At 37.6% G+C, this 22,347-nt stretch carries 19 protein-coding genes and 1 riboswitch; of the genes, 18 read left to right on the top strand and 1 reads right to left on the bottom strand.

Features of this window, described 5'->3' with window-relative positions:
- The first annotated feature begins 616 nt into the window (after positions 1-616).
- The 14 genes from ABE048_RS01140 to purD all read left to right on the top strand — a co-directional run bounded on the left by ABE048_RS01140 (position 617) and on the right by purD (position 15,456).
- Complete coding sequence (locus ABE048_RS01140) at positions 617-1,825, top strand: NAD(P)-dependent malic enzyme (protein WP_430308647.1); 1,209 nt, start codon at positions 617-619, stop codon at positions 1,823-1,825.
- 100 nt (positions 1,826-1,925) lie between these two features.
- Positions 1,926-2,114: an NETI motif-containing protein gene (locus ABE048_RS01135; RefSeq protein ID WP_430308646.1), complete on the top strand. Its 189-nt coding sequence runs from the start codon at positions 1,926-1,928 to the stop codon at positions 2,112-2,114.
- Between the two features lie 97 nt (positions 2,115-2,211).
- Positions 2,212-2,310, top strand: a riboswitch (purine riboswitch).
- A gap of 190 nt (positions 2,311-2,500) precedes the next feature.
- Positions 2,501-2,989, top strand: coding sequence for a 5-(carboxyamino)imidazole ribonucleotide mutase (purE, locus tag ABE048_RS01130; protein ID WP_430308645.1), 489 nt, complete (start codon positions 2,501-2,503; stop codon positions 2,987-2,989).
- Positions 2,986-4,110 (top strand): 5-(carboxyamino)imidazole ribonucleotide synthase, encoded by a 1,125-nt coding sequence (purK, locus tag ABE048_RS01125; RefSeq protein ID WP_430308644.1) that lies wholly within the window; start codon positions 2,986-2,988, stop codon positions 4,108-4,110. The genes purE and purK overlap by 4 nt, the downstream gene beginning before the upstream one ends.
- A gap of 12 nt (positions 4,111-4,122) precedes the next feature.
- Positions 4,123-5,418: an adenylosuccinate lyase gene (gene purB, locus ABE048_RS01120; RefSeq protein WP_430308643.1), complete on the top strand. Its 1,296-nt coding sequence runs from the start codon at positions 4,123-4,125 to the stop codon at positions 5,416-5,418.
- Between the two features lie 30 nt (positions 5,419-5,448).
- Complete coding sequence (gene purC / locus ABE048_RS01115; RefSeq protein ID WP_430308642.1) at positions 5,449-6,165, top strand: phosphoribosylaminoimidazolesuccinocarboxamide synthase; 717 nt, start codon at positions 5,449-5,451, stop codon at positions 6,163-6,165.
- Complete coding sequence (gene purS, locus ABE048_RS01110) at positions 6,162-6,410, top strand: phosphoribosylformylglycinamidine synthase subunit PurS (protein ID WP_430308641.1); 249 nt, start codon at positions 6,162-6,164, stop codon at positions 6,408-6,410. Before purC ends, purS begins: the two co-directional genes overlap by 4 nt.
- Before the next feature lie 2 nt (positions 6,411-6,412).
- Positions 6,413-7,099 (top strand): phosphoribosylformylglycinamidine synthase subunit PurQ, encoded by a 687-nt coding sequence (gene purQ, locus ABE048_RS01105; RefSeq protein ID WP_430308640.1) that lies wholly within the window; start codon positions 6,413-6,415, stop codon positions 7,097-7,099.
- The gene (gene purL / locus ABE048_RS01100) at positions 7,083-9,317 is read left to right on the top strand and encodes a phosphoribosylformylglycinamidine synthase subunit PurL (RefSeq protein ID WP_430308639.1); all 2,235 of its coding nucleotides are present in this window, start codon (positions 7,083-7,085) and stop codon (positions 9,315-9,317) included. Before purQ ends, purL begins: the two co-directional genes overlap by 17 nt.
- Complete coding sequence (gene purF, locus ABE048_RS01095; RefSeq protein WP_430308638.1) at positions 9,293-10,714, top strand: amidophosphoribosyltransferase; 1,422 nt, start codon at positions 9,293-9,295, stop codon at positions 10,712-10,714. The genes purL and purF overlap by 25 nt, the downstream gene beginning before the upstream one ends.
- A 17-nt stretch (positions 10,715-10,731) precedes the next feature.
- Positions 10,732-11,787 carry a phosphoribosylformylglycinamidine cyclo-ligase gene (gene purM / locus ABE048_RS01090; protein WP_430308637.1) on the top strand — a complete coding sequence of 352 codons (1,056 nt, stop codon included), beginning with the start codon at positions 10,732-10,734 and terminating at the stop codon, positions 11,785-11,787.
- Positions 11,787-12,356 carry a phosphoribosylglycinamide formyltransferase gene (gene purN / locus ABE048_RS01085; protein ID WP_430308636.1) on the top strand — a complete coding sequence of 190 codons (570 nt, stop codon included), beginning with the start codon at positions 11,787-11,789 and terminating at the stop codon, positions 12,354-12,356. The genes purM and purN overlap by 1 nt, the downstream gene beginning before the upstream one ends.
- 74 nt (positions 12,357-12,430) lie before the next feature.
- Positions 12,431-13,966: a bifunctional phosphoribosylaminoimidazolecarboxamide formyltransferase/IMP cyclohydrolase gene (purH, locus tag ABE048_RS01080; protein ID WP_430308635.1), complete on the top strand. Its 1,536-nt coding sequence runs from the start codon at positions 12,431-12,433 to the stop codon at positions 13,964-13,966.
- Between the two features lie 221 nt (positions 13,967-14,187).
- Positions 14,188-15,456 carry a phosphoribosylamine--glycine ligase gene (gene purD / locus ABE048_RS01075; RefSeq protein ID WP_430308634.1) on the top strand — a complete coding sequence of 423 codons (1,269 nt, stop codon included), beginning with the start codon at positions 14,188-14,190 and terminating at the stop codon, positions 15,454-15,456.
- A 47-nt stretch (positions 15,457-15,503) separates the two neighbouring features.
- On the opposite strand, the gene ABE048_RS01070 is transcribed toward purD, so the two are convergent.
- The gene (locus ABE048_RS01070; RefSeq protein ID WP_430308633.1) at positions 15,504-16,496 is read right to left on the bottom strand and encodes a hypothetical protein; all 993 of its coding nucleotides are present in this window, start codon (positions 16,494-16,496) and stop codon (positions 15,504-15,506) included.
- A gap of 170 nt (positions 16,497-16,666) precedes the next feature.
- On the opposite strand from ABE048_RS01070, the gene ABE048_RS01065 reads away from it, so the two are divergent.
- The 4 genes from ABE048_RS01065 (at position 16,667) to pcrA (ending at position 22,334) form a co-directional block, all read left to right on the top strand.
- Positions 16,667-18,397 (top strand): adenine deaminase C-terminal domain-containing protein, encoded by a 1,731-nt coding sequence (locus ABE048_RS01065; protein ID WP_430308632.1) that lies wholly within the window; start codon positions 16,667-16,669, stop codon positions 18,395-18,397.
- Positions 18,398-18,603: 206 nt separating this feature from the next.
- On the top strand, positions 18,604-18,921 hold the full coding sequence (locus ABE048_RS01060) for a YerC/YecD family TrpR-related protein (RefSeq protein ID WP_430308631.1): 318 nt from the start codon (positions 18,604-18,606) through the stop codon (positions 18,919-18,921).
- A gap of 430 nt (positions 18,922-19,351) precedes the next feature.
- Complete coding sequence (locus tag ABE048_RS01055) at positions 19,352-20,041, top strand: heptaprenylglyceryl phosphate synthase (protein ID WP_430308630.1); 690 nt, start codon at positions 19,352-19,354, stop codon at positions 20,039-20,041.
- A 43-nt stretch (positions 20,042-20,084) separates the two neighbouring features.
- The gene (pcrA, locus tag ABE048_RS01050) at positions 20,085-22,334 is read left to right on the top strand and encodes a DNA helicase PcrA (RefSeq protein WP_430308629.1); all 2,250 of its coding nucleotides are present in this window, start codon (positions 20,085-20,087) and stop codon (positions 22,332-22,334) included.
- Positions 22,335-22,347 lie beyond the last annotated feature (13 nt).

The following is a 22,347-nucleotide window of genomic DNA, read 5'->3' as shown; positions in this document are numbered from 1 at the left end:
AAGTTAAGCTCTTTAGCGCCGATGGTAGTTGGGGGCTGTCCCCCTGCGAGAGTAGGACGTTGCTAGGCCTACTAAGGTACTGCTGATTTTATCGGTAGTACCTTTTTTATTTCCAAAAAAGTATTCCCTTTTCATATTGAATCTTCAAAAGTTTTCTCTTCTTTCTAATTGCCACAAGCCACAAAAAAATTGTCAATTTTTCTCCATTCCAAAAAGAATTTAAACAACCTGTGACTGTATTCGACATTTCATATAAAACATGCAAGTTTTCTTTGTATTATGGAGAATGAAAACACATAAAAATTCCGCTTGAATGATGCTGTTCGCTAATAGTTTAACACACCTTATCTTTAAGAATTAATAAGTAGCTAAACAATTTAATATAATAATTTCATAAAGTAATTCTTCAGTAGACTAAATCACTAAAATAAATTGAATATTCAAAATAATGTTGACAAACAAATCATTGTACACTAGTATTTATTTTTATAATCGTAACGAATTTTATGACTTTACGAGTTAAAACGAAACGTGAAGCAAAGAATTTATTTTGATTTTCGGCTCAAAAATCTTTTGTTGAAGAATGTTTTATTACTTAAAAGGGGTTGGATGACTATTGAAGAGTTTAAGAGAACGGGCATTAGATTTGCATAAGAATTTGAATGGTAAATTAGATGTACAAATTAAGCTACCGGTAGAATCAATTGATGACTTGAGTCTAGCCTACTCACCAGGTGTTGCAGAACCTTGCATTGAAATTGAAAAAAATCCGAATGCTGTTTATGACTATACGATGAAAGGGAATTTAGTGGCAGTAGTAACGGATGGGACAGCTGTACTTGGTTTAGGGGATATTGGGCCAGAAGCCGCATTACCTGTGATGGAAGGAAAAGCACTTTTACTTAAACGCTTTGCAAATGTAGATGCTTTTCCGATTTGTTTAGATACAAAAGAGCCAGAAGAAATTATACAAGCCGTGAAAGCGATTAGTCCAACCTTTGGTGCTATTAATTTAGAAGATATTTCAGCCCCACGTTGCTTTGTTATCGAAGAGCGTTTACGTGAAGAATGTAAAATTCCTGTATTCCATGATGATCAACATGGAACAGCAATTGTAGTTGGTGCAGGTTTATTAAATGCGTTGAAGATTGTTAATAAAGATATTAAAAATGTTCGAATTGTTATTAACGGAGCTGGTGCTGCAGGAATATCTATTTTACGCTTATTACGCAGCTTAGGCTTTGAGCATATGATAGTTTGTGATTCTAAGGGAATTATTCATAAGGATCGTAAAATAGGTATGAATTCAATGAAAGAGCGTATTGCAAAGTATAGTAATCTAGAGGGATTACAAGGCTCACTTGAAGATGCATTAATAGGATCAGACATTTTTATTGGGGTGTCTGTAGCAAATGTTTTAACTGAGCAAATGATTCAGTCTATGAATGTTGATCCTATTGTATTTGCATTAGCAAATCCAAACCCGGAGATAACATATGACCATGCTAATGAGTGGGGAGTACGAATAATTGCAACGGGGAGATCAGATTATCCAAACCAAATAAACAATATGCTAGCATTTCCGGGTATCTTTAGAGGCGCATTAGATGTACGTGCATCAGATATCAATGAAGAAATGAAATTAGCAGCAGTTAGTGCAATTGCTTCTCTTATTACTGAACAAGATTTGAAAAATGGAAGAATTGTACCGGAGATTTTTGATACACGTGTAACGGATACTGTTGCAAATGCAGTAAGACTTGCTGCTTTATCAACTGGAGTTGCACGTATCCAACCACAAGGAAAAAAGATAGAGATTTTTTGAAGAAAGAAAATACACAGGATATTGAATCCTGTGTATTTTTTTTTATGAAAACTGTTATAGCAGTTATAATAAGAGAAGATCTATGTAAGGAAGTGACACTTTGGCTAAAAAACAAGTATGGTTTGAAGTAGAAGAAACAGAAACAATTGATGAATGTTTGGAAAGAATGAAGCAAGAAGGCTATATGCCTGTAGGAAGAAAAGAGGAGCCGCTTTTTCAAATGGTGAATGGAGAACCTGTTCCGATTCGTCAAATTATTAAATTTAAAGGGATGTCTATAGGAGAATAGTATAAAAAACAACCAAAATACGAACGATGAAATAAAACAAAAAGTTCATTGTTCGTATTTTATTATTGACTTGTAATCTTTCTCTTGTTAAAATGTGAGTAGAAAAACATCGAATCCCCATATATGCTAGAGGATTGGCTCTAGTGTCTCTACCCAGCACCGTAAATGCTGGACTATGCGGGAAAGCAACTTTAGGAATAATGTACAGGGGAAAGTCTATCTTTCATAGTCCTGTCATTTCAAAATCCTCAGGTATCTGCTTTTCACGCATGGTAATAATGTGTGAATTGGGGTAGCTGAGGATTTTTTATTTGCACGTAGAGCGAACAACAAATCAAAATCAGAAAAATTTAGCCGAGGCGCAATTAACAGGAGGCGTACATTACATGAATCCAAAAATTGGCGTAATCATGGGAAGTTCAAGTGATTGGGAAACTATGAAATATGCATGTGAGATTTTAGATGAATTAGACATTCCATATGAAAAAAAGGTAGTCTCTGCTCATCGTACACCTGATTTAATGTTTGAATATGCACAGGAAGCTCGTAACAGAGGATTACAAGTCATAATAGCTGGTGCTGGAGGAGCAGCTCATTTACCTGGAATGGTTGCTGCAAAAACGACATTACCTGTTATTGGCGTACCAGTTCAATCTAAAGCATTAAATGGAATCGATTCATTACTATCCATCGTGCAAATGCCAGGAGGTGTTCCTGTAGCAACCGTTGCGATCGGCAAAGCTGGAGCAACTAACGCAGGATTGTTAGCAGCGCAAATATTGTCAATAACTGATTCAAGTATTACTGAAAAAATAGAAGCAAGACGACAAGTGATGAAGATGAAAGCTTTAGAAAGCACAGGTGAGTTACAGTGATGAAAACCATTTTTCCTGGCCAAACCATTGGCATTATTGGTGGGGGTCAGCTTGGGCGTATGATGGCACTAGCAGCAAAAGAAGCAGGATTTAAAATTGCTGTATTAGAACCAACTATGGATTCGCCGTGTGGTCAAGTTGCAGACATTCGAATTGTAGCTCCTTACAATGATGAAACTGCTCTTGAAGAATTAGCAGAAGTTAGTGACGTCATCACATTTGAATTTGAAAATATCGATTATGAAGGATTAAAACGATTAACAGAAATTGCATATGTACCTCAAGGTGCTGAGTTAATCAAAATTACACAAGATCGTATTCAAGAAAAATCAACCATTAGTGAAGCGGGTTGTCCAGTTGCAAATTATATAGCATGTCAAAACTTCAATGAATTAGTTAAAAATATAGATAAAGTTGGTTATCCTTGTATTGTAAAAACGGCTCGTGGTGGTTATGACGGAAAAGGGCAACAAACGATTCATTCATCTGAAGAGTTAGAACTCGCAGCATCATTATTCGAACATTCAGCATGTGTAGCAGAAGCATTTGTTCCTTTTACAAAAGAAGTTTCCGTTATTGTTCAACGTAATAAACAGGGTGAAACGTATTGTTTACCAATAGGGGAAAACATTCATGTCAACCATATTCTTCATGAAACTATTGTGCCTGCTAGAATTGACAATAAGACAGCGGTATTAGCCATCGAAGCAGCAGAAAGAATTGCAGATTATCTCCAACTAATTGGAACACTAGCAGTTGAAATGTTCGTCCTTGAAGATGGAACGATTTTGATCAATGAATTAGCACCACGACCTCATAATTCTGGTCATTACTCAATCGAAGCTTGTAACATTTCGCAATTTCATCAGCACATTCGAGCAATCTGCGGCTGGCCTTTACGTAAGCCAAAACTTTGGAGCCCTTCAGTTATGGTCAATATTTTAGGGCAACATGTCATGCCTGTTACGAACTCTTTACTAAAATATCCAGATTGGTCTATTCACCTTTATGGAAAACAAGAAGCAAAGAAGAATCGGAAGATGGGACATGTTACAATAATGACGGATGATCTTGATCATACTATTAGAGAAATTGAAGATTCTGCCATCTGGGCAGAGTAGAAGGAGACAATAATGATAGCACGTTATACTCGTCCTGAAATGGGCGCAATTTGGACAGAACAAAACAGATACCAAGCATGGTTAGAAGTTGAGATTTTAGCCTGTGAAGCATGGTCAGAACTTGGTGAAATTCCAAAAGAAGATGTTGCGAAGATTCGCGAAAACGCAACTTTTGATATCGATCGCATTTTAGAAATTGAAAAAGAGACTCGTCACGATGTCGTAGCATTCACGCGTGCCGTATCTGAATCACTTGGTGAAGAACGTAAATGGGTACATTATGGTTTAACTTCAACTGACGTTGTAGATACAGCTCTTTCTTACCAATTAAAACAAGCAAATGAAATCTTAAGAAAAGATATTCGTAATTTTATCGATATTATTGCTGAAAAAGCAAAAGAACATAAATTTACAGTTATGATGGGACGTACTCATGGTGTTCACGCTGAACCAACTACATTCGGTCTAAAACTTGCCCTTTGGTATGAAGAAATGAAACGTAACCTAGAACGTTTTGAAGCAGCAGCTAAAACAATTGAAACAGGAAAAATTTCTGGTGCTGTAGGTACTTACGCAAATATCGAGCCATTTGTTGAACAATACGTTTGTGAAAAACTAGGACTACAAGCTGCACCAATTTCTACACAAACATTGCAACGTGATCGCCATGCAGAATATATTGCAGCTCTTGCATTGGTTGCTACTTCTATTGAGAAATTTGCAACAGAAATCCGCGGACTTCAAAAATCAGAAACTCGTGAAGTAGAAGAATTCTTTGCAAAAGGTCAAAAAGGATCTTCTGCAATGCCTCATAAACGTAACCCAATCGGTTCTGAAAATATGGTTGGTATGGCTCGTGTCATTCGTGGTCATATGGTGACAGCTTTCGAAAACGTTTCTTTATGGCATGAACGTGATATTTCACATTCTTCTGCAGAACGTATCATCTTACCTGATACAACAATCGGCTTAAATTATATGTTAACTCGTTTTGGTAACATCGTGAAAAACCTAACAGTCTTCCCAGAGAATATGAAACGTAATATGGGACGCACTTTTGGTTTGATTTACTCACAACGTGTGTTACTTGCTTTAATCGACAAGGGTCTTGTACGTGAGGAAGCATATGATACTGTTCAACCATTGACTGCAAAAGCATGGGATGAACAAATTCAATTCCGCGAACTTGTCGATGCAGATGAAAAAATTACTTCTTATCTTTCAAAAGAAGAACTAGATGATTGCTTCGATTACCATCACCACCTAAAACAAGTGGACATGATTTTCGATCGTCTAGGATTAAACTAAATAACTAAACCTAAACCGGGGGAATAAACAGTGGAAAAAGGTCAACTTTTGTATGAAGGAAAAGCAAAAAAATTGTATACAACAGAAGATGAAAATATTTTGTTTGTTGAATACAAAGATAGTGCTACAGCATTCAACGGTGAAAAGAAAGCAGAAATTGCAGGTAAAGGTGTTTTAAATAACAGCATTACATCATTGATCTTTGACAAATTAAAAGCAGCTGGTATTGACTCACACTTCGTTGAGAAAATTTCAGACAACGAACAACTTGTCAAAAAAGTAGATATTATTCCTATCGAAGTGGTAGTACGTAATATCGTAGCTGGTAGCCTTGCGAAACGATTAGGAATAGAAGAAGGAACACCTCTTAAACGTCCAATCGTAGAATTTTATTACAAAAATGATGACCTTGGAGACCCGTTTATCTCGGAAGAACATATTGACGTAATGGGCATCGCTTCTAAAGAAGAAGTGATGGCCCTTTACGACAATGGTTTAAAGATAAATGAAATTCTACGTCCATTTTTCTATGATATTGATGTAATATTAGTAGATTTTAAACTAGAATTTGGTCGTGATGAAAACGGTCAGGTGCTTTTAGCAGATGAAATTTCACCTGATACATGTCGTTTGTGGGATGCAAAAACAAAGCAACATCTTGATAAGGACGTATTCCGCCGTGATCTTGGTGACTTAACTGAAGTATATGAAATCATATTATCCCGTCTAGGAGGAGTTTCTAAATGAAAAAAGTGAAAATCTACGTAACACTTCGCGAAAGCGTGTTAGACCCACAAGGCTCAGCAGTAAAAGGATCCCTGCACACAATGGGATATAACGAAGTAGAAGATGTTCGCATTGGTAAATATTTAGAATTACAAATCGATCCTTCTGAACGAGACATCGATGGCATTGTAAAAGAAATGAGTGAAAAACTACTAGCGAATACAGTAATTGAAGATTACCGTTACGAAATCGAGGAGGCTAACTAAAGATGAAATTCGCAGTACTCGTATTTCCAGGATCGAACTGTGATTTAGATATGTATCACGCGATTCAAGACGAACTCGGTGAAGAAGCAGAATACGTTTGGCATGATGCAACAGATTTAAGCGGGTATGACGGTATTTTATTGCCAGGGGGGTTCTCTTATGGAGATTATCTTCGCTGTGGTGCAATTGCTCGTTTCTCAAATGTAATGGCTGAAGTCGTAAAAGCTGCAGAAGCTGGTAAGCCAGTACTTGGTGTATGTAATGGATTTCAGATCTTAACAGAAGCAGGGTTACTTCCTGGAGCTTTGTTACGAAACAAAAATCTTAAATTCATGTGCCGTACAGTAGATTTAAAAGTAGTAAACAATAATACATTATTTACAAACCAATATGATTTAGACGAAGTTATTCAAATACCAATTGCACACGGTGAAGGAAATTACTATTGTGACGAGGAAACTTTACAGCAACTAAAAGACAACAACCAAATTGTTTTTACGTATGCAAGTGAAAATCCGAACGGTAGTTTAGAAAACATCGCTGGTATTATCAACGAAAAAGGGAATGTTCTTGGTATGATGCCTCATCCAGAACGTGCAGTGAATGAATTAATCGGTGGCGCAGATGGTCTTGCCGTATTCAAATCAATTGTCAAACAGTGGAGGGAATCATATGTCAACCAAGCTTGAACCAACTTCTGAGCAAATTAAAGAGCAAAAGCTATACGCACAAATGGGCTTGTCAGACGAAGAATTTGCTCTAGTAGAGAAAATTCTAGGACGTACACCAAATTGGACAGAAACAGGTCTTTTCTCTGTAATGTGGTCCGAACACTGTTCTTACAAAAACTCAAAGCCTGTCCTTCGTAAATTCCCAACAAAGGGGCCTCGCGTATTGCAAGGACCTGGTGAAGGAGCAGGGATTGTTGATATCGGTGATGAGCAAGCGGTTGTTTTCAAAATGGAATCACACAACCATCCTTCAGCAATTGAACCTTATCAAGGTGCTGCTACAGGTGTAGGCGGTATTATTCGTGACGTATTTTCAATGGGCGCTCGTCCTATTGCTATGTTAAACTCCCTACGTTTTGGGGAACTAGATGCATCCAAACGTGTCAAATATTTATTTGAAGAAGTAGTAGCAGGGATTGCAGGCTATGGTAACTGTATCGGTATTCCAACAGTTGGTGGAGAAATTCAATTTGATCCATGCTACGAGGGAAATCCATTAGTTAACGCTATGTGTGTAGGTTTAATTGACCATAAAGACATCCAAAAAGGGATTGCTTCAGGTGTAGGTAACACGGTAATGTATGTTGGTGCTAAAACAGGTAGAGATGGTATTCATGGAGCAACGTTCGCATCAGAGGAATTAAGTGAATCTTCTGAGGAAAAACGACCAGCTGTCCAAGTTGGAGATCCATTCATGGAAAAATTGCTATTAGAAGCTTGCTTAGAACTTGTTAAGTATGACTCTCTTGTAGGGATACAAGATATGGGTGCTGCAGGACTTACATCTTCTTCAGCTGAAATGGCTTCAAAAGCAGGTTTTGGTATAGAGATGAATTTAGACTTAGTACCACAACGTGAAACAAACATGACACCTTATGAAATGATGCTTTCTGAATCACAAGAACGTATGCTAATTGTTGTGAAAAAAGGGCAAGAACAAGAAATCATCGACCTATTTGTAAAATACGGTTTAGATGCTGTAGCGATCGGGCATGTGACAGAAGATAAAATGCTTCGTCTTATTCATAAAGGTGAAGTAGTAGCAAATGTACCAGCAGATGCTTTAGCTGAAGATGCACCTGTTTATCACAAACCATCTGCAGTACCAGCGTACTTCACTGAATTCCAACAGATGAAAAACGAAGAGCTAACTGTAGAAAATTACAAAGAAACATTACTTGCACTTCTGAAACAATCAACCATTGCATCAAAAGAGTGGGTTTATGACCAATATGATTACCAAGTGCGTACATCAACTGTTGTAGCACCAGGATCTGATGCAGCAGTTGTACGTGTTCGAGGTACAAACAAAGGACTTGCAATGACAACAGACTGTAACTCTCGTTATATTTATCTAGATCCTGAAGTTGGTGGGAAAATTGCAGTAGCAGAAGCAGCGCGTAACATTGTATGTTCTGGGGGTAAACCTTTAGCTATTACGGACTGCTTAAACTTCGGAAATCCAGAGAAACCAGAAATCTTCTGGCAAATTGAAAAATCAGCAGATGGTATTTCAGCAGCATGTGAAGCATTAGAATCACCAGTCATAGGCGGGAACGTATCCCTTTACAATGAACGAAGTGGTGTTGCAATTTATCCAACTCCAACAATTGGTATGGTTGGTTTAGTTGAAGACCTAGCACATACAACTACACAAAAAGTAAAAGCAGCAAGTGATTTCATCTACCTGATTGGTGAAACAAAAACTGAATTTGGTGGCTCTGAACTTCAAAAATTACAAAATAACGGTCGTATTTTTGGTTTAGCACCAACAATTGATTTAGAAGTGGAAGCGACAAGACAAGAAGCGTTATTGCATGCCATCCAACAAAATCTTGTTGAATCTGCACATGACCTGGCTGAAGGCGGTCTTGCAGTTGCGTTAGCAGAAACAACATTTGGAACTGAATTTGGTGCAGAAGTAATTTTAAGCGGTTCAGCAGTTACTGCATTATTTAGTGAATCTCAATCTCGTTTCTTAGTTTCAGTAAACAAAGAAAATGCAGATGCATTCGAAGCAATTGTTCAAGATGCAACTAAAATTGGAAATGTGTTATCTAATCCGCAATTAATCATTCGTGACGAAAATAGCGAAATCCTAATTGAGGGTTCAGTTTCAGAATTCCAAGATGCTTGGAAAGGAGCTATCCCATGCTTGGTGAAATCAGAGGCTTAAACGAAGAATGTGGAGTGTTTGGTATTTGGGGTCATCCAAATCCTGCCCAAATGAGTTATTATGGCTTACACGCTCTTCAACATCGTGGTCAAGAAGGTGCGGGTATTGTTGTCACAGATGGTGAAAAACTGCAAGCTGTTAAAGGGGAAGGCTTAGTTAACGAAGTTTTTAATGGAGATAAGTTAGATAAGCTACAAGGAAAAGCAGCCATTGCACATGTTCGTTATGCAACTGCTGGTGGCGGTGGAATTGAAAATGTACAGCCATTGCTTTTCCATTCATCTACAGGCAGTCTTTCAATTGCGCATAACGGGAATTTGGTAAATGCGAATCATTTGAAAAAACACTTAGAACGTCAAGGAAGCATTTTTCAAACTACTTCTGATACGGAAGTGTTAGCGCATTTATTGAAGCGGAGTGGTTTTGGCTCTATGAATGATCGTGCCCAAAATGCTTTAACGTTATTAAAAGGTGCTTATGCTTTTTTAATCATGACAGAAGATGAAATGCTAGTAGCTTTAGATCCTCATGGTTTACGTCCTTTATCACTTGGAAAATTAGATGACGCTTGGGTGGTTGCTTCAGAAACTTGTGCTTTCGATATCATTGGAGCAGAGTTTGTTCGTGCTGTGGAACCAGGTGAATTAATTACGATCAATGATGAAGGCTTGAAATCAGAAAAGTTTGCATACCCTTCAGAACGTGCTATTTGTACAATGGAATATGTTTATTTCTCTCGTCCTGATTCAGATATTGATGGCATCAATGTCCACATGGCACGTAAACGTTTAGGAAAACAGCTCGCAAAAGAAGTGAATATTGAAGCAGATGTCATAACAGGTGTTCCAGATTCTAGTATTTCCGCTGCGATTGGTTTTTCTGAAGAAAGTGGTATTCCCTATGAATTAGGATTAATTAAAAACCGCTATGTAGGTCGTACATTTATCCAGCCTTCTCAAGAAATGCGTGAAAGAGGCGTTAAGATGAAGCTTTCTCCTGTGCGTCAAGTTGTTCAGGGCAAGAGAGTGATAATGGTGGATGACTCAATCGTTCGTGGTACGACTTCTAAAAGAATTGTAAATATGTTGAAAGAAGCAGGTGCCAAAGAGGTACATGTTGTCATTAGTTCACCGCCAATGACAAACCCATGTTTCTACGGTATTGATACATCAACGCATGAGGAACTCATTGCATCCTGTCATAGTGTAGAAGAAATACGAGAAGCAATTGGAGCAGATTCGTTAACTTACTTATCTGTGGAAGGAATGGTTCAAGCCATTGGAAGAACGGATGAGGGCCAAAATTGCGGACATTGTCTAGCGTGCTTCACTGGTAAGTATCCTACAGAAATATTCCCAGATACAATCTTGCCACACGAAAAAGAATTGGTACATTAATTTGAGGAGGAAGAATCATGTCAAAAGCATATGAACAAGCAGGCGTAAACATCGAAGCAGGCTATGAAGCTGTACAACGTATGAAATCTCATGTTGAGCGTACAGCAAGAAAAGGCATCCTAGGTACATTTGGTGGCTTTGGTGGCATGTTTGATTTGTCCGAACTAAACTTAAAAGAACCAGTTCTGATTTCTGGAACAGATGGTGTTGGTACAAAATTAAAATTGGCATTTATGACAGATAAACACGATACGATCGGGATTGACTGTGTGGCTATGTGCGTTAATGATATTGTAGCGCAAGGGGCTGAACCACTGTATTTCTTGGATTATGTGGCTGTTGGTAAAGCTGAACCAGCGAAGATTGAACAGATTGTAAAAGGTGTAGCAGATGGTTGTGTACAATCAGGCGCTGCTTTAATTGGTGGAGAAACTGCAGAAATGCCAGGTCTTTATGATGAGAGTGAATATGATTTAGCGGGTTTTGCAGTAGGTGCTACTGAAAAAGCAAATATCGTAACAGGCGAACGCATTATAGCAGGGGATGTATTAGTTGGTATTGCTTCTAGCGGTGTACATTCCAACGGGTACTCATTAGTTCGCAAAATTGTTTTTGCTGATGCGGGCTTAACACCAGATACAGTAGTAGCAGGATTCGAAGATCTTGGTCCAATTGGCGAAGCTCTTCTCACACCAACAAAGATATATGCAAAGCCAGTGCTTGAAATGTTAAAAGAGTCTGAAATTCATGGTATGGCACATGTAACAGGAGGCGGTTTCTATGAAAACCTTCCACGTATGATGCCAGAAGGACTTGCAACGGAAATTGATTTAGGAACATGGCCTGTTTTACCAATTTTCGAATTCCTAAAACTACAAGGTAATTTGCAACAACGTGATTTATTTAATGTATTCAACATGGGGATTGGATTTGTATTAGCTGTTCCTGCTTCTGAAGCAGAGCGCGTTATTGAAATTGCTGAAGCATATGGTGAAAAAGCTTATACCATTGGTCGTGTAGTAGAAGGAGAAGGAGTTATTTTCAAAGGCGATCATGATGGGAGTTTAGCATAATGAAGAAACAGGTATCTATCGCGGTATTTGCTTCTGGGAGCGGTACAAACTTCCAAGCGATTCAAAATACGATTGAACTTGGAAAGTTAAATGCAAAAATTGAATTAGTCGTTACAGATAAACCAGGCGCATATGTGACAAAAAGAGCCGAGGAAAAAGGGATACCTGTCTTAGCGTTGAATCCGAAAGACTTTGATTCGAAGGAAGCTTATGAAATAGAAGTGTTAAAAAACCTGCAAGAGAAACAGGTGGAATGTCTAGTGCTTGCAGGTTATATGAGATTAATAGGAGAAACATTACTATCCGCATACCCTTCGAAGATTGTTAATATCCATCCATCTTTACTACCATCTTTTCCTGGAAAAGATGCCATTGGTCAAGCTATGGCGCATGGAGTGAAGGTTACTGGGGTCACGGTTCATTATGTGGATGAAGGTATGGATACAGGTACGATTATTATGCAGAAAGCCGTTAACGTGATTGAAGGTAATCGAGATAAGACAGAGCAAGCTATTCATGAAGTAGAACATGAGATTTACCCAGCTGCATTGCAATCATTATTAGATTAATAATGTGATTGACTTCGCCAGAATTTACATACCAACACAAACATTGTTGGCTTAAACTCAAGGAGGAAATTATTGTGGGAAAACGTGCATTAATTAGTGTTTCTGATAAATCAGGCATCTTAGAATTTGCGAAAGAATTAGAGGCATTGGACTACGAGATTTTATCAACTGGTGGTACAAAAAAACATTTACAAGAAAACGGAGTAACTGTTACATCTGTAGATGAAGTAACAAAATTCCCAGAAATCTTAGGGGGACGTGTTAAAACATTAAACCCAATGATTCACGGTGGTCTTCTTGCAAAATATGATGATCCTGAGCATCAAGCTCAAATGCAAGAACATGGCATTGAACCAATCGAAATTGTATGTGTAAACCTGTATCCATTCGTTGAAACAATTTCAAAGCCAAACGTTGAGTTTGCTGATGCGATTGAAAATATCGATATCGGTGGCCCTACAATGCTACGCTCGGCTGCTAAAAACCAAAAATACGTAACAGTTATCGTAGATGCGAACGACTACGAAGCAGTGCTTGCAGAGTTAAAAGCAGATGGTCAAACAACGCTTGAAACACGCCGTCGTTTAGCAGCAAAAGTATTCCGTCATACAGCAGCGTATGATTCATATATCTCAAATTACTTAACAAACTACGTTGGTGAAGAATTCCCAGATCAATTAACACTAACTTATGAATTAAAACAACCTCTTCGCTACGGTGAAAATCCTCACCAAAAAGCAGCATTTTATCAAAAACGTCTTGGATCTGATTTTTCTATCGCATATGCCGAACAAATACATGGTAAGGAACTTTCCTACAACAATATTCAAGATGCGAATGCAGCACTTCAAATCATTAAAGAGTTTAAACAACCAGCAGCAGTGGCAGTTAAACATATGAATCCATGTGGCGTTGGTATCGGTGAAACAATTGCGGAAGCATTTAACGAAGCATACGAAGCAGATTCGACATCAATTTTTGGTGGTATCGTGGCACTGAATCGTGATGTAGATGCAGAAACAGCTGAAAAACTTGCTGGAATTTTCTTGGAAATCATTATTGCACCAGGATTTACAGATGAAGCTATTGAAAAATTAACTGTAAAGAAAAATGTTCGTCTACTTACAATCTCATTTGAACAACAAAAACTTGATCAATTCAATACCGTATCTGTTGAAGGTGGTTTACTTGTTCAAGAACCAGATCGCAAAGGGTTTGACGAAGCAGAAATTACAGTAACTTCTGAACGCCAACCAACTGAACAAGAATGGGAAGCGTTAAAACTAGGCTGGTCCGTTGTAAAACATGTTAAGTCAAATGCCATTGTTGTAACAGATGACAAAATGACTTTAGGCGTTGGTGCTGGTCAAATGAACCGCGTTGGTTCTGCTAAAATCGCTCTAGAACAAGCAGGCGAAAAGGCAAAAGGAGCAGCATTAGCATCGGATGCCTTCTTCCCAATGCCAGACACAGTTGAAGAAGCTGCAAAAGCAGGGATTACTGCTATTATCCACCCAGGTGGTTCAAAACGTGACCAAGATTCAATCGATATTGCAAACAAATATGGAATTGCAATGGTGACAACTGGGGTACGTCATTTCAAACATTAATCACTTTTGGGTTTGAGGAAGCTCGTCGGTTCGCCAGGGGAAAGCGAAGCTGATTTCACTTCAATTAAAGGGGTTTGTAATATAAAAACGAGTAATAAAATAGTTTTTCAGTGTCCATAGCACTAAGTGAAAGAATATACATTCTAAAATTTCCACAAATATTTCATAAAAGGAACACGCCCGCAATTTGAGCGTGTTTTCTTACATAAGGAGGAATTCCGATGAATATTTTAGTTATAGGCAGTGGTGGTCGTGAACATGCAATTGCCAAACAATTTGCAATGTCACCTTCTGTTGAAGAAGTATTTGTTGCACCCGGTAATGATGGTATGAAGCAAGATGCAACATGTGTGAATATCGCTGCAACAGATTTTGATGCGTTAATAACATTTGTAAAAGAGCATGCTATTGATTTAACCTTTGTTGGCCCAGAACAACCACTTGCTGAAGGAATTGTTGATGCATTTAACGAACAAGGTTTATTGATTTTTGGACCAACTAAAGCTGCGTCTCAAATAGAAGGAAGTAAATCCTTTGCGAAAGAAATTATGCAAAAATATAATATTCCAACTGCGGCTTATGCTACATTTACAGATGCAGAACAAGCAGTTGCATACATTCAGAAAATGGGTGCTCCAATCGTTGTGAAAGCAGATGGACTTGCAGCTGGAAAAGGCGTTATTGTTGCAATGAGTGAACAAGAAGCAATCGATGCAGTTCGTGATATGATTGGTAATCAACGATTTGGTGAATCTTCATCCAAAGTTGTGATTGAAGAATTTTTAGATGGTGAAGAATTTTCCTATATGTCATTTGTTCATAATGGACAAATTTATCCAATGGTCATTGCACAAGATCATAAACGAGCATATGACGGAGATCAAGGACCGAATACGGGAGGAATGGGAGCTTATTCACCAGTACCACAAATTCCTGATGAAGTGGTGCAACGTGCATATAACGAAATTGTTGTACCAACCGTTCAAGCGATGTCAACAGAGGGAACTCCTTTTACAGGGATTTTATATGCAGGATTAATCTTGACGAATCAAGGTCCAAAGGTAATTGAGTTTAATGCTCGTTTTGGGGATCCTGAAACACAAGTAGTATTACCAAGAATGTCATCTGATTTTGGAGAATTCATGATGGCATTAATGCATGAAAAGCCATTTGATTTATCATGGTCTGACGAAGCGGTGTTAGGTGTAGTTATAGCTTCTGATGGTTACCCTGGCGATGTTACAAAAGGGAATCCATTACCTTCTTTAAAAAATCTTTCACAAGAATTTTCAGTATTCCATGCAGGAACAAAACTCCAAGATGATCAATATGTAGGTAATGGTGGTCGTGTTTTATTAGTAGCTTCAAAAGCGCCAACATTAAAAGAAGCACAAGAAAAAGTTTATCAAGGATTAGAAAAAGAAGAATGGAATGGCTTTTTCTATCGTAGAGATATTGGTTGGAGAAATATAAAAACAGACCAAGCTTGAGGTTATATTAAATAAAAACTGCCCGAATAATTTTCGGGCAGTTTGCATCATGATTGTCCTGTCGTACCTTTAGGTTTAGATTGCTGGTTCGAATTCGATTGTTGCTTATTCGTTTGCTGATTTGAATTTGACTGTTGGTTAGTATTAGATTGTTTATTTGAGCCGGCTTGCATATTAGCATTATTTTGCTTTTGCTGATTTTGTTGGTTTTGTTGATTTTGTTGGTTTTGTTGATTTTGTTGATTTTGTAGGTTTTGTTGATTATTTTGATTGTTTTGTTGCTGGTTACCTGATGTGTTTGATGAAGAAGTATTTGCAAAGTCCTTCATCAATTGTGCAACATCAGCTATAGGATTAGTATTAGAGCCTGATCCCGTACTAGAAGAAGAGCCAGAAGAAGAACCTCCTCCATTCATACCACCCATAACAGCTGAAGCAACAGCACCTAATCCAGAACCAGCTGATGAGGAGTTAGATGAAGAACCGGAAGAAGAGCCAGAAGAAGAACCTCCTCCATTCATACCACCCATAATAGCCGAAGCAACAGCACCTAATCCAGAACCAGCTGATGAGGAGTTAGATGAAGAACCGGAAGAAGAACCAGAAGAAGAACCAGAAGAAGAACCTCCTCCATTCATACCACCCATAACAGCTGAAGCAACAGCACCTAATCCTGAACCGGCTGATGAGGAGTTAGATGAAGAACTAGATGAAGAACCAGAAGAAGAACCTCCATTCATACCACCCATAGCAGCCGAAGCGGCAGCACCTAATCCTGATGAGCCACCTGAAGAGGAGCTGGAATTGCTTGATTGAAATTCATTGAAAAGAGAAGTTAATGAGTTGTTCAAGATTGCTTTTGTAGGACAATATTTTAGAATACCTTCTGCCATTTTCATGGCTCCTAAAATAACCATTGCCCTACCTCTCATACAATCAGGTTTACGAGAGAGTTTAGCAACACCAAACGCTGTCATAGTAGCACCACAGGCGAACCGAGAAAAAGCATTCCGAGTACTTAAATTTTCATCTAATGGCATTAATTTAACCTCCAGTTGAAATAGTAATTATTCAAATCATAATGCTTTGCTTTCCTAAAGTGCTATGATACGATATACCTTATAATACCAAAAATACAAATTGAATTTTTTTCAATTACAAAATAATCGTGCCAAAAAAGCACACACTTTTAAGAAAGGAGATGGATGCAATGCTTGAACCAGCATGGAAAATTGGAGAAATACGACAACAAGTAGCTGTAATAGACGGAAAGGTAGCACCCAGTATTGTAATAACTAATGCTCGTTTTTTACATAGCATGTATAAACGATGGATGCAAGGGAATATCTGGATTTTAGGGGATCGCATTGTTTATGCAGGTCCTAAAATGCCCGTTAATACAAAGGGGACGGAAATCGTAGACGCAAAGGGACAAACAATTGTTCCAGGCTATATCGAACCGCATGTACATCCATATCAACTTTATAATCCCCAAACATTAGCGGATTATTCTGCACAGCTAGGTACTACTACTTTCATATCAGACAATATGACTTTATTTTTAGAACTCAGCAATAAGAAAGCGTTTTCAATTATAGATCAACTAAAGCAATTACCATTTTCATTTTATTGGTGGGTTCGCTTTGATTCTCAAACAGAACTACTTCATGAACATGATTTATTTACCACAACGACTATTCATGAATGGTTTGAACGCAGAGATGTATTATTAGGAGGAGAGTTAACTGGCTGGCCGAGATTAGTGGCTGGAGATGATCAAATGCTTTATTGGTTACAAGCGGCAAAAGCCTATTGTAAAAAAATAGAAACCCATTTACCAGGAGCTTCTTCTCGAACATTAGCACGATTAAAACTATTTGGTGCAGATGGTGACCATGAATCGATGACACTTGAAGAAGTGGAAAATCGAATTCTTCATGGCTATGCTGTAACGTTAAGACATTCCTCAATCCGTCCAGATCTACCTGATTTATTAAAAGAAATTGTAGATAAAGATTTAGATATTTTTGACCACCTAATGATGACAACTGATGGGGCGACACCATCATTTTATGTAGATGGGATTATGGATAAATGTATTCAAGTGGCGCTTGATGCAGGTGTAGACCCAATTAATGCATACCAAATGGCATCTTACAATATAGCTCGTTATTACAATATGACGGATTTACATGGCTTTATCGCAACAGGTCGCTATGCAACATTGAATATTTTACAAGATGAATACCATCCTGTACCTTTAAGCGTTTTGTCAAAAGGAGTTTGGCTAAAACGTGATGGTGAAAAGGTTTGCTCATTAGAGGAAGTTGATTTCTCAGCATTAGGTTCATTAGATTTAGACTTTGATTTATCAGATGAAGATTGCCAGTTTTCAATGCCATTTGGTATTGAGATGGTCAATGATGTCATCACAAAACCATACAAGGTTTCCGTTCATACAAATGATGGACATTTAAGTGAAGAACATGATGAATGCTATTTAATGCTTGTTGACCGTAAAGGTAAATGGCGTGTGAATACATTAATTAAAGGCTTTGCAAACAAACTCCAAGGTTTCGCTTCGTCTTACTCTTGTACAGGAGATATAATTTTAATAGGTAAGGATGTTCAAGCAATGCTTCAAGCATTCCACGTAATGAAAGAAATGAATGGTGGAATTGTCATAGTAGAAAATGGTGAGGTAGTAGAAAAATTACCATTACCAATTGGTGGAGGCTTATCTGAAGAGCCATTAGAAAAACTAATGGAGCAAGAAAAAGCTTTAAAAGCAGCCTTAGCAGAACGAGGATATCCTCATGGAGATGCAATCTATACTCTATTATTCTTACAGTCAACACATTTACCTTATATTCGAATTACACAACGAGGTATTTTCGATGTAATGAAGAAAAAAGTCTTATTTCCATCTGTTATGAGATAGTCGTACTTTAAAGTGTTAAATTGAAATTAGTATATCTATGATGTTAAAATATAAATGATAATAGACCGTTGTCATAGGGAAGCTGCGAACTCTTTGACATGTTACAATCATGTATATTTTGTCCATCAGGGGATCATCCTACACCTTCCAATCCTGGACGAGAAAAAAGTCGTTAGGCACCCGAATAGGGAGGAGGAAATAAATTTATGCAAGTCGAAAAAATTAAAGGCCATCAAACAGACCAATTGTTCAAAGCCGTTTTAGAACTAAATAATCTTGAAGAGTGTTATAAGTTTTTTGATGATTTATGCACAATTAGTGAAATCCAATCATTAGCGCAACGATTTGAAGTAGCGCATTTATTACGCTTGAAAAAAACATATGAAACCATAAAAAAAGAAACAGGTGCATCTACGGCTACCATTTCTCGTGTACGCAGATGTTTTGATTATGGTAATGATACGTATGACGAAATGTTGGGACGTCTTTATCCAGACGAAAAACCCTTTCAAGCACCTAAATAAGACATATTTTCGTTTTGAAGAAAATAAGGATTGAGAAACTGGACAGATTCTGTTCAGTTTTTTCCTTTTTATGAAATTGCTATTGTAGATGATCATATTTAAACATCGGATATCTAAAGAGAAAACTTGCATTGCTATCTATGTTGAAGTGGAATCAACGTAGACTCCTGCAGGAAAGTATCTTAGTAGAAGTGGAATTAGCGGAGACTCCTGTGAGCTAGACGAGACCCCGGAGCAAAGCGAGGAGGCTCGTCAGTTCGCCCACGGAAAGCGGAGCTAATTCCACTTCAGACAAAAACTGATTTTTACTTTCGACTTGTTTTAAAGGAATCTATGAATAATCTAGCTATAAAACTAATTCGCGAATAGAGCCATAAGTATGATTTGTGTATACTGTTAACAGAAAGAAATATAGATAGGTGGGTAATTAATGGAGATAAAAAACTGGCAGCATGTGTTCAAGGTTGATCCAGCAAAAAATATAACAGATGAAGAACTAGAAGCATTATGTGAATCAGGTACAGATGCAATAATAGTGGGAGGAACTGACGATGTAACAATTGACAGCGTGTTAGATTTACTCGCTCGTATTCGTCGTTTCACTGTTTCCGTAGCATTAGAAATTTCTAACTTAGAATCTGTAACTCCAGGTTACGATTATTATTTGATTCCAACCGTATTAAACAGCACAGACACAGCTTGGGTTAAAGACTTGCATCATGAAGCGATCAAAGCATTTGGGGATATAATGATGTGGGACGAGCTAGTTGCAGAGGGCTACTGTATCTTAAATGGAGATTGTAAAGCAGCTAAATTATCTAGTGCAAAAACAGATTTAGATGAAGATGATGTAATTGCATATGCAAGAATGGCTGAAAATTTCTTTAGACTACCTGTATTTTATATGGAATATAGCGGCACATATGGTGATCCGCAATTAGTCAAAAAGATTAGTCAAGAATTAAAACAAACTCAATTAATTTATGGCGGTGGCATTACTTCTACAGCTCAAGCTAAACAAATGGCTGAATATGCAGATACAATTGTTGTAGGGAATATTATTTATGACGATTTAAAAACAGCATTACAAACCGTAAAAGCAGTGAAAGATATAAAATAATATAGTATAATTAAGAACAAATGTTTGTATAAGGTGGTGCGTTATGGAACAGCTAACGAAGAACTTAATCAAAGGTATGAATAAAGAACAAGAAGAGGCTGTCAAAACGACAGAGGGTCCGCTACTAATTATGGCGGGTGCTGGCTCTGGTAAAACGCGCGTGCTAACTCATCGTATCGCATATTTAGTTATTGAAAAACAAGTATATCCATCTAAAATTTTAGCGATTACATTTACCAACAAAGCCGCGCGTGAAATGAGAGAACGAATTGATGGATTACTTGGTAATGGCACAGGAGAACGTATGTGGGTTTCAACTTTCCACTCTATGTGCGTACGTATTTTAAGAAGAGATATCGATCGAATTGGCTTCAACAAAAACTTCTCAATTCTTGATACATCCGATCAACTCACAGTGATAAAAAATGCTTTAAAGGAGCTAAATATAGACTCGAAACGATTTGACCCACGCTCAATGTTAAATGCTATTAGCTCAGCAAAAAATGAATGTATTGATGTCAAAGCATATCAAGCACAAGTAAACGAATCTAATCCTTACGAACGCACAGTAGCGCAAGTATATGAAAATTACCAAAAACGTTTGCGCAAAAATCAATCACTCGATTTCGATGATTTGATCATGCAAACGATTCGTTTATTTGAAGAAGTACCTGATGTATTGGAACATTATCAAAATCGTTTCCAATATATCCATGTGGATGAATATCAAGATACCAACCATTCACAATACCGTTTAGTGCAAATGCTAGCTAAGAAATTCCAAAATATTTGTGTAGTAGGAGATTCTGACCAATCCATTTATCGTTGGCGTGGTGCCGATATCCAGAACATTTTATCTTTCGAAAAAGATTATCCGACTGCTAAAGCAATCATGCTTGAGCAAAATTATCGTTCTACTTCTCGCATCTTACAAGCGGCTAATGACGTCATAAAAAATAACGCCAGTCGTTATCCAAAAAAACTTCGTACAGATAACGAGGAAGGCGAGAAAATTTCGCTCTGTCGCTCATATGACGAAAAACAAGAAGCTCAATTTGTCGTTAAGACTATTCAAGAGCTAATGGAAAAAGAAAATCGCTCATTAGATGATTTTGCTATTTTGTATCGTACAAATGCTCAATCTCGTGTAATGGAAGAAATGCTAGTGAAATCGAATATGGAATATACCATTGTCGGTGGCACAAAGTTCTATGATCGTAAAGAAATCAAGGACTTACTCGCATATCTACGTTTAATTGCGAATAATGATGATGATTTATCTTTAGCTCGGATTATTAACGAACCGAAACGTAGCATTGGTGCAACATCATTTGAACGAATGGCACAATTTGCAATTGATCAAGATCGTTCTATTTTCGATGCATTAAAAGAAGTCGATTTTATGGGATTATCGGCAAAAGCTACAAATGCAGCAATTGCTTTCCACACAATGATTTCAAACTTTACTAAAATGCAAGAATTTATGTCTATATCAGAACTAGTAGAAGAAGTTCTTGATAAATCAGGATATCGTGACATGTTAAGAAATGAAAAAACAATCGAAGCGGAAAGTCGTTTAGAAAATATTAATGAATTTCTATCTGTAACAAAAGCTTTCGAAGAGCAAAGTGATGATAAATCATTAGTAGCATTCTTAACAGATTTAGCATTGATTGCAGATATTGATTCACTTGATAAGGAAGACGAGTCAAAAGGTTCAATCGTATTAATGACGATGCACTCTGCAAAAGGTCTAGAATTTCCAGTTGTCTTCATCATCGGAATGGAAGAAAATATCTTCCCACACTCACGATCATTGCAAGATGATGATGAAATGGAAGAAGAACGTCGTTTATGTTATGTGGGGATTACGAGAGCAGAACAACAATTATATTTAACATGTGCGCAATCTCGTACAATTTTTGGACGCAGTAGTTTCAACCGCCCATCACGGTTCTTACAAGAAATTGGGACGGAAATACTTGATGAAATTTCTATACAAAATGGTCATTCACCTAATACAAGTAATAGTTTCGGTACATCAACACGTCGTACTTCAGGCTTTACAACACCACAAACCCGTAAAACAACCATTACACCTACGTATAAACAAACCGGTGGCGACCAAATTGGGTGGAAGGCTGGCGATAAAGCCTCACACAAAAAATGGGGAATCGGTACTGTCGTTGGAGTACGTGGTGAAGGCGAAAATACCGAATTAGATATTGCATTCCCAAGTCCAACTGGGATCAAACGATTATTAGCGAAATTTGCACCAATCGAAAAAGTCTAATCATATATGGAGG

The organism is Rummeliibacillus pycnus (assembly GCF_050459865.1).
Taxonomy (GTDB): domain Bacteria; phylum Bacillota; class Bacilli; order Bacillales_A; family Planococcaceae; genus Rummeliibacillus; species Rummeliibacillus pycnus_B.
The sequence above is the reverse complement of the archived record's forward strand: the minus strand, read 5'-3'. Positions and strand labels throughout refer to the sequence as shown.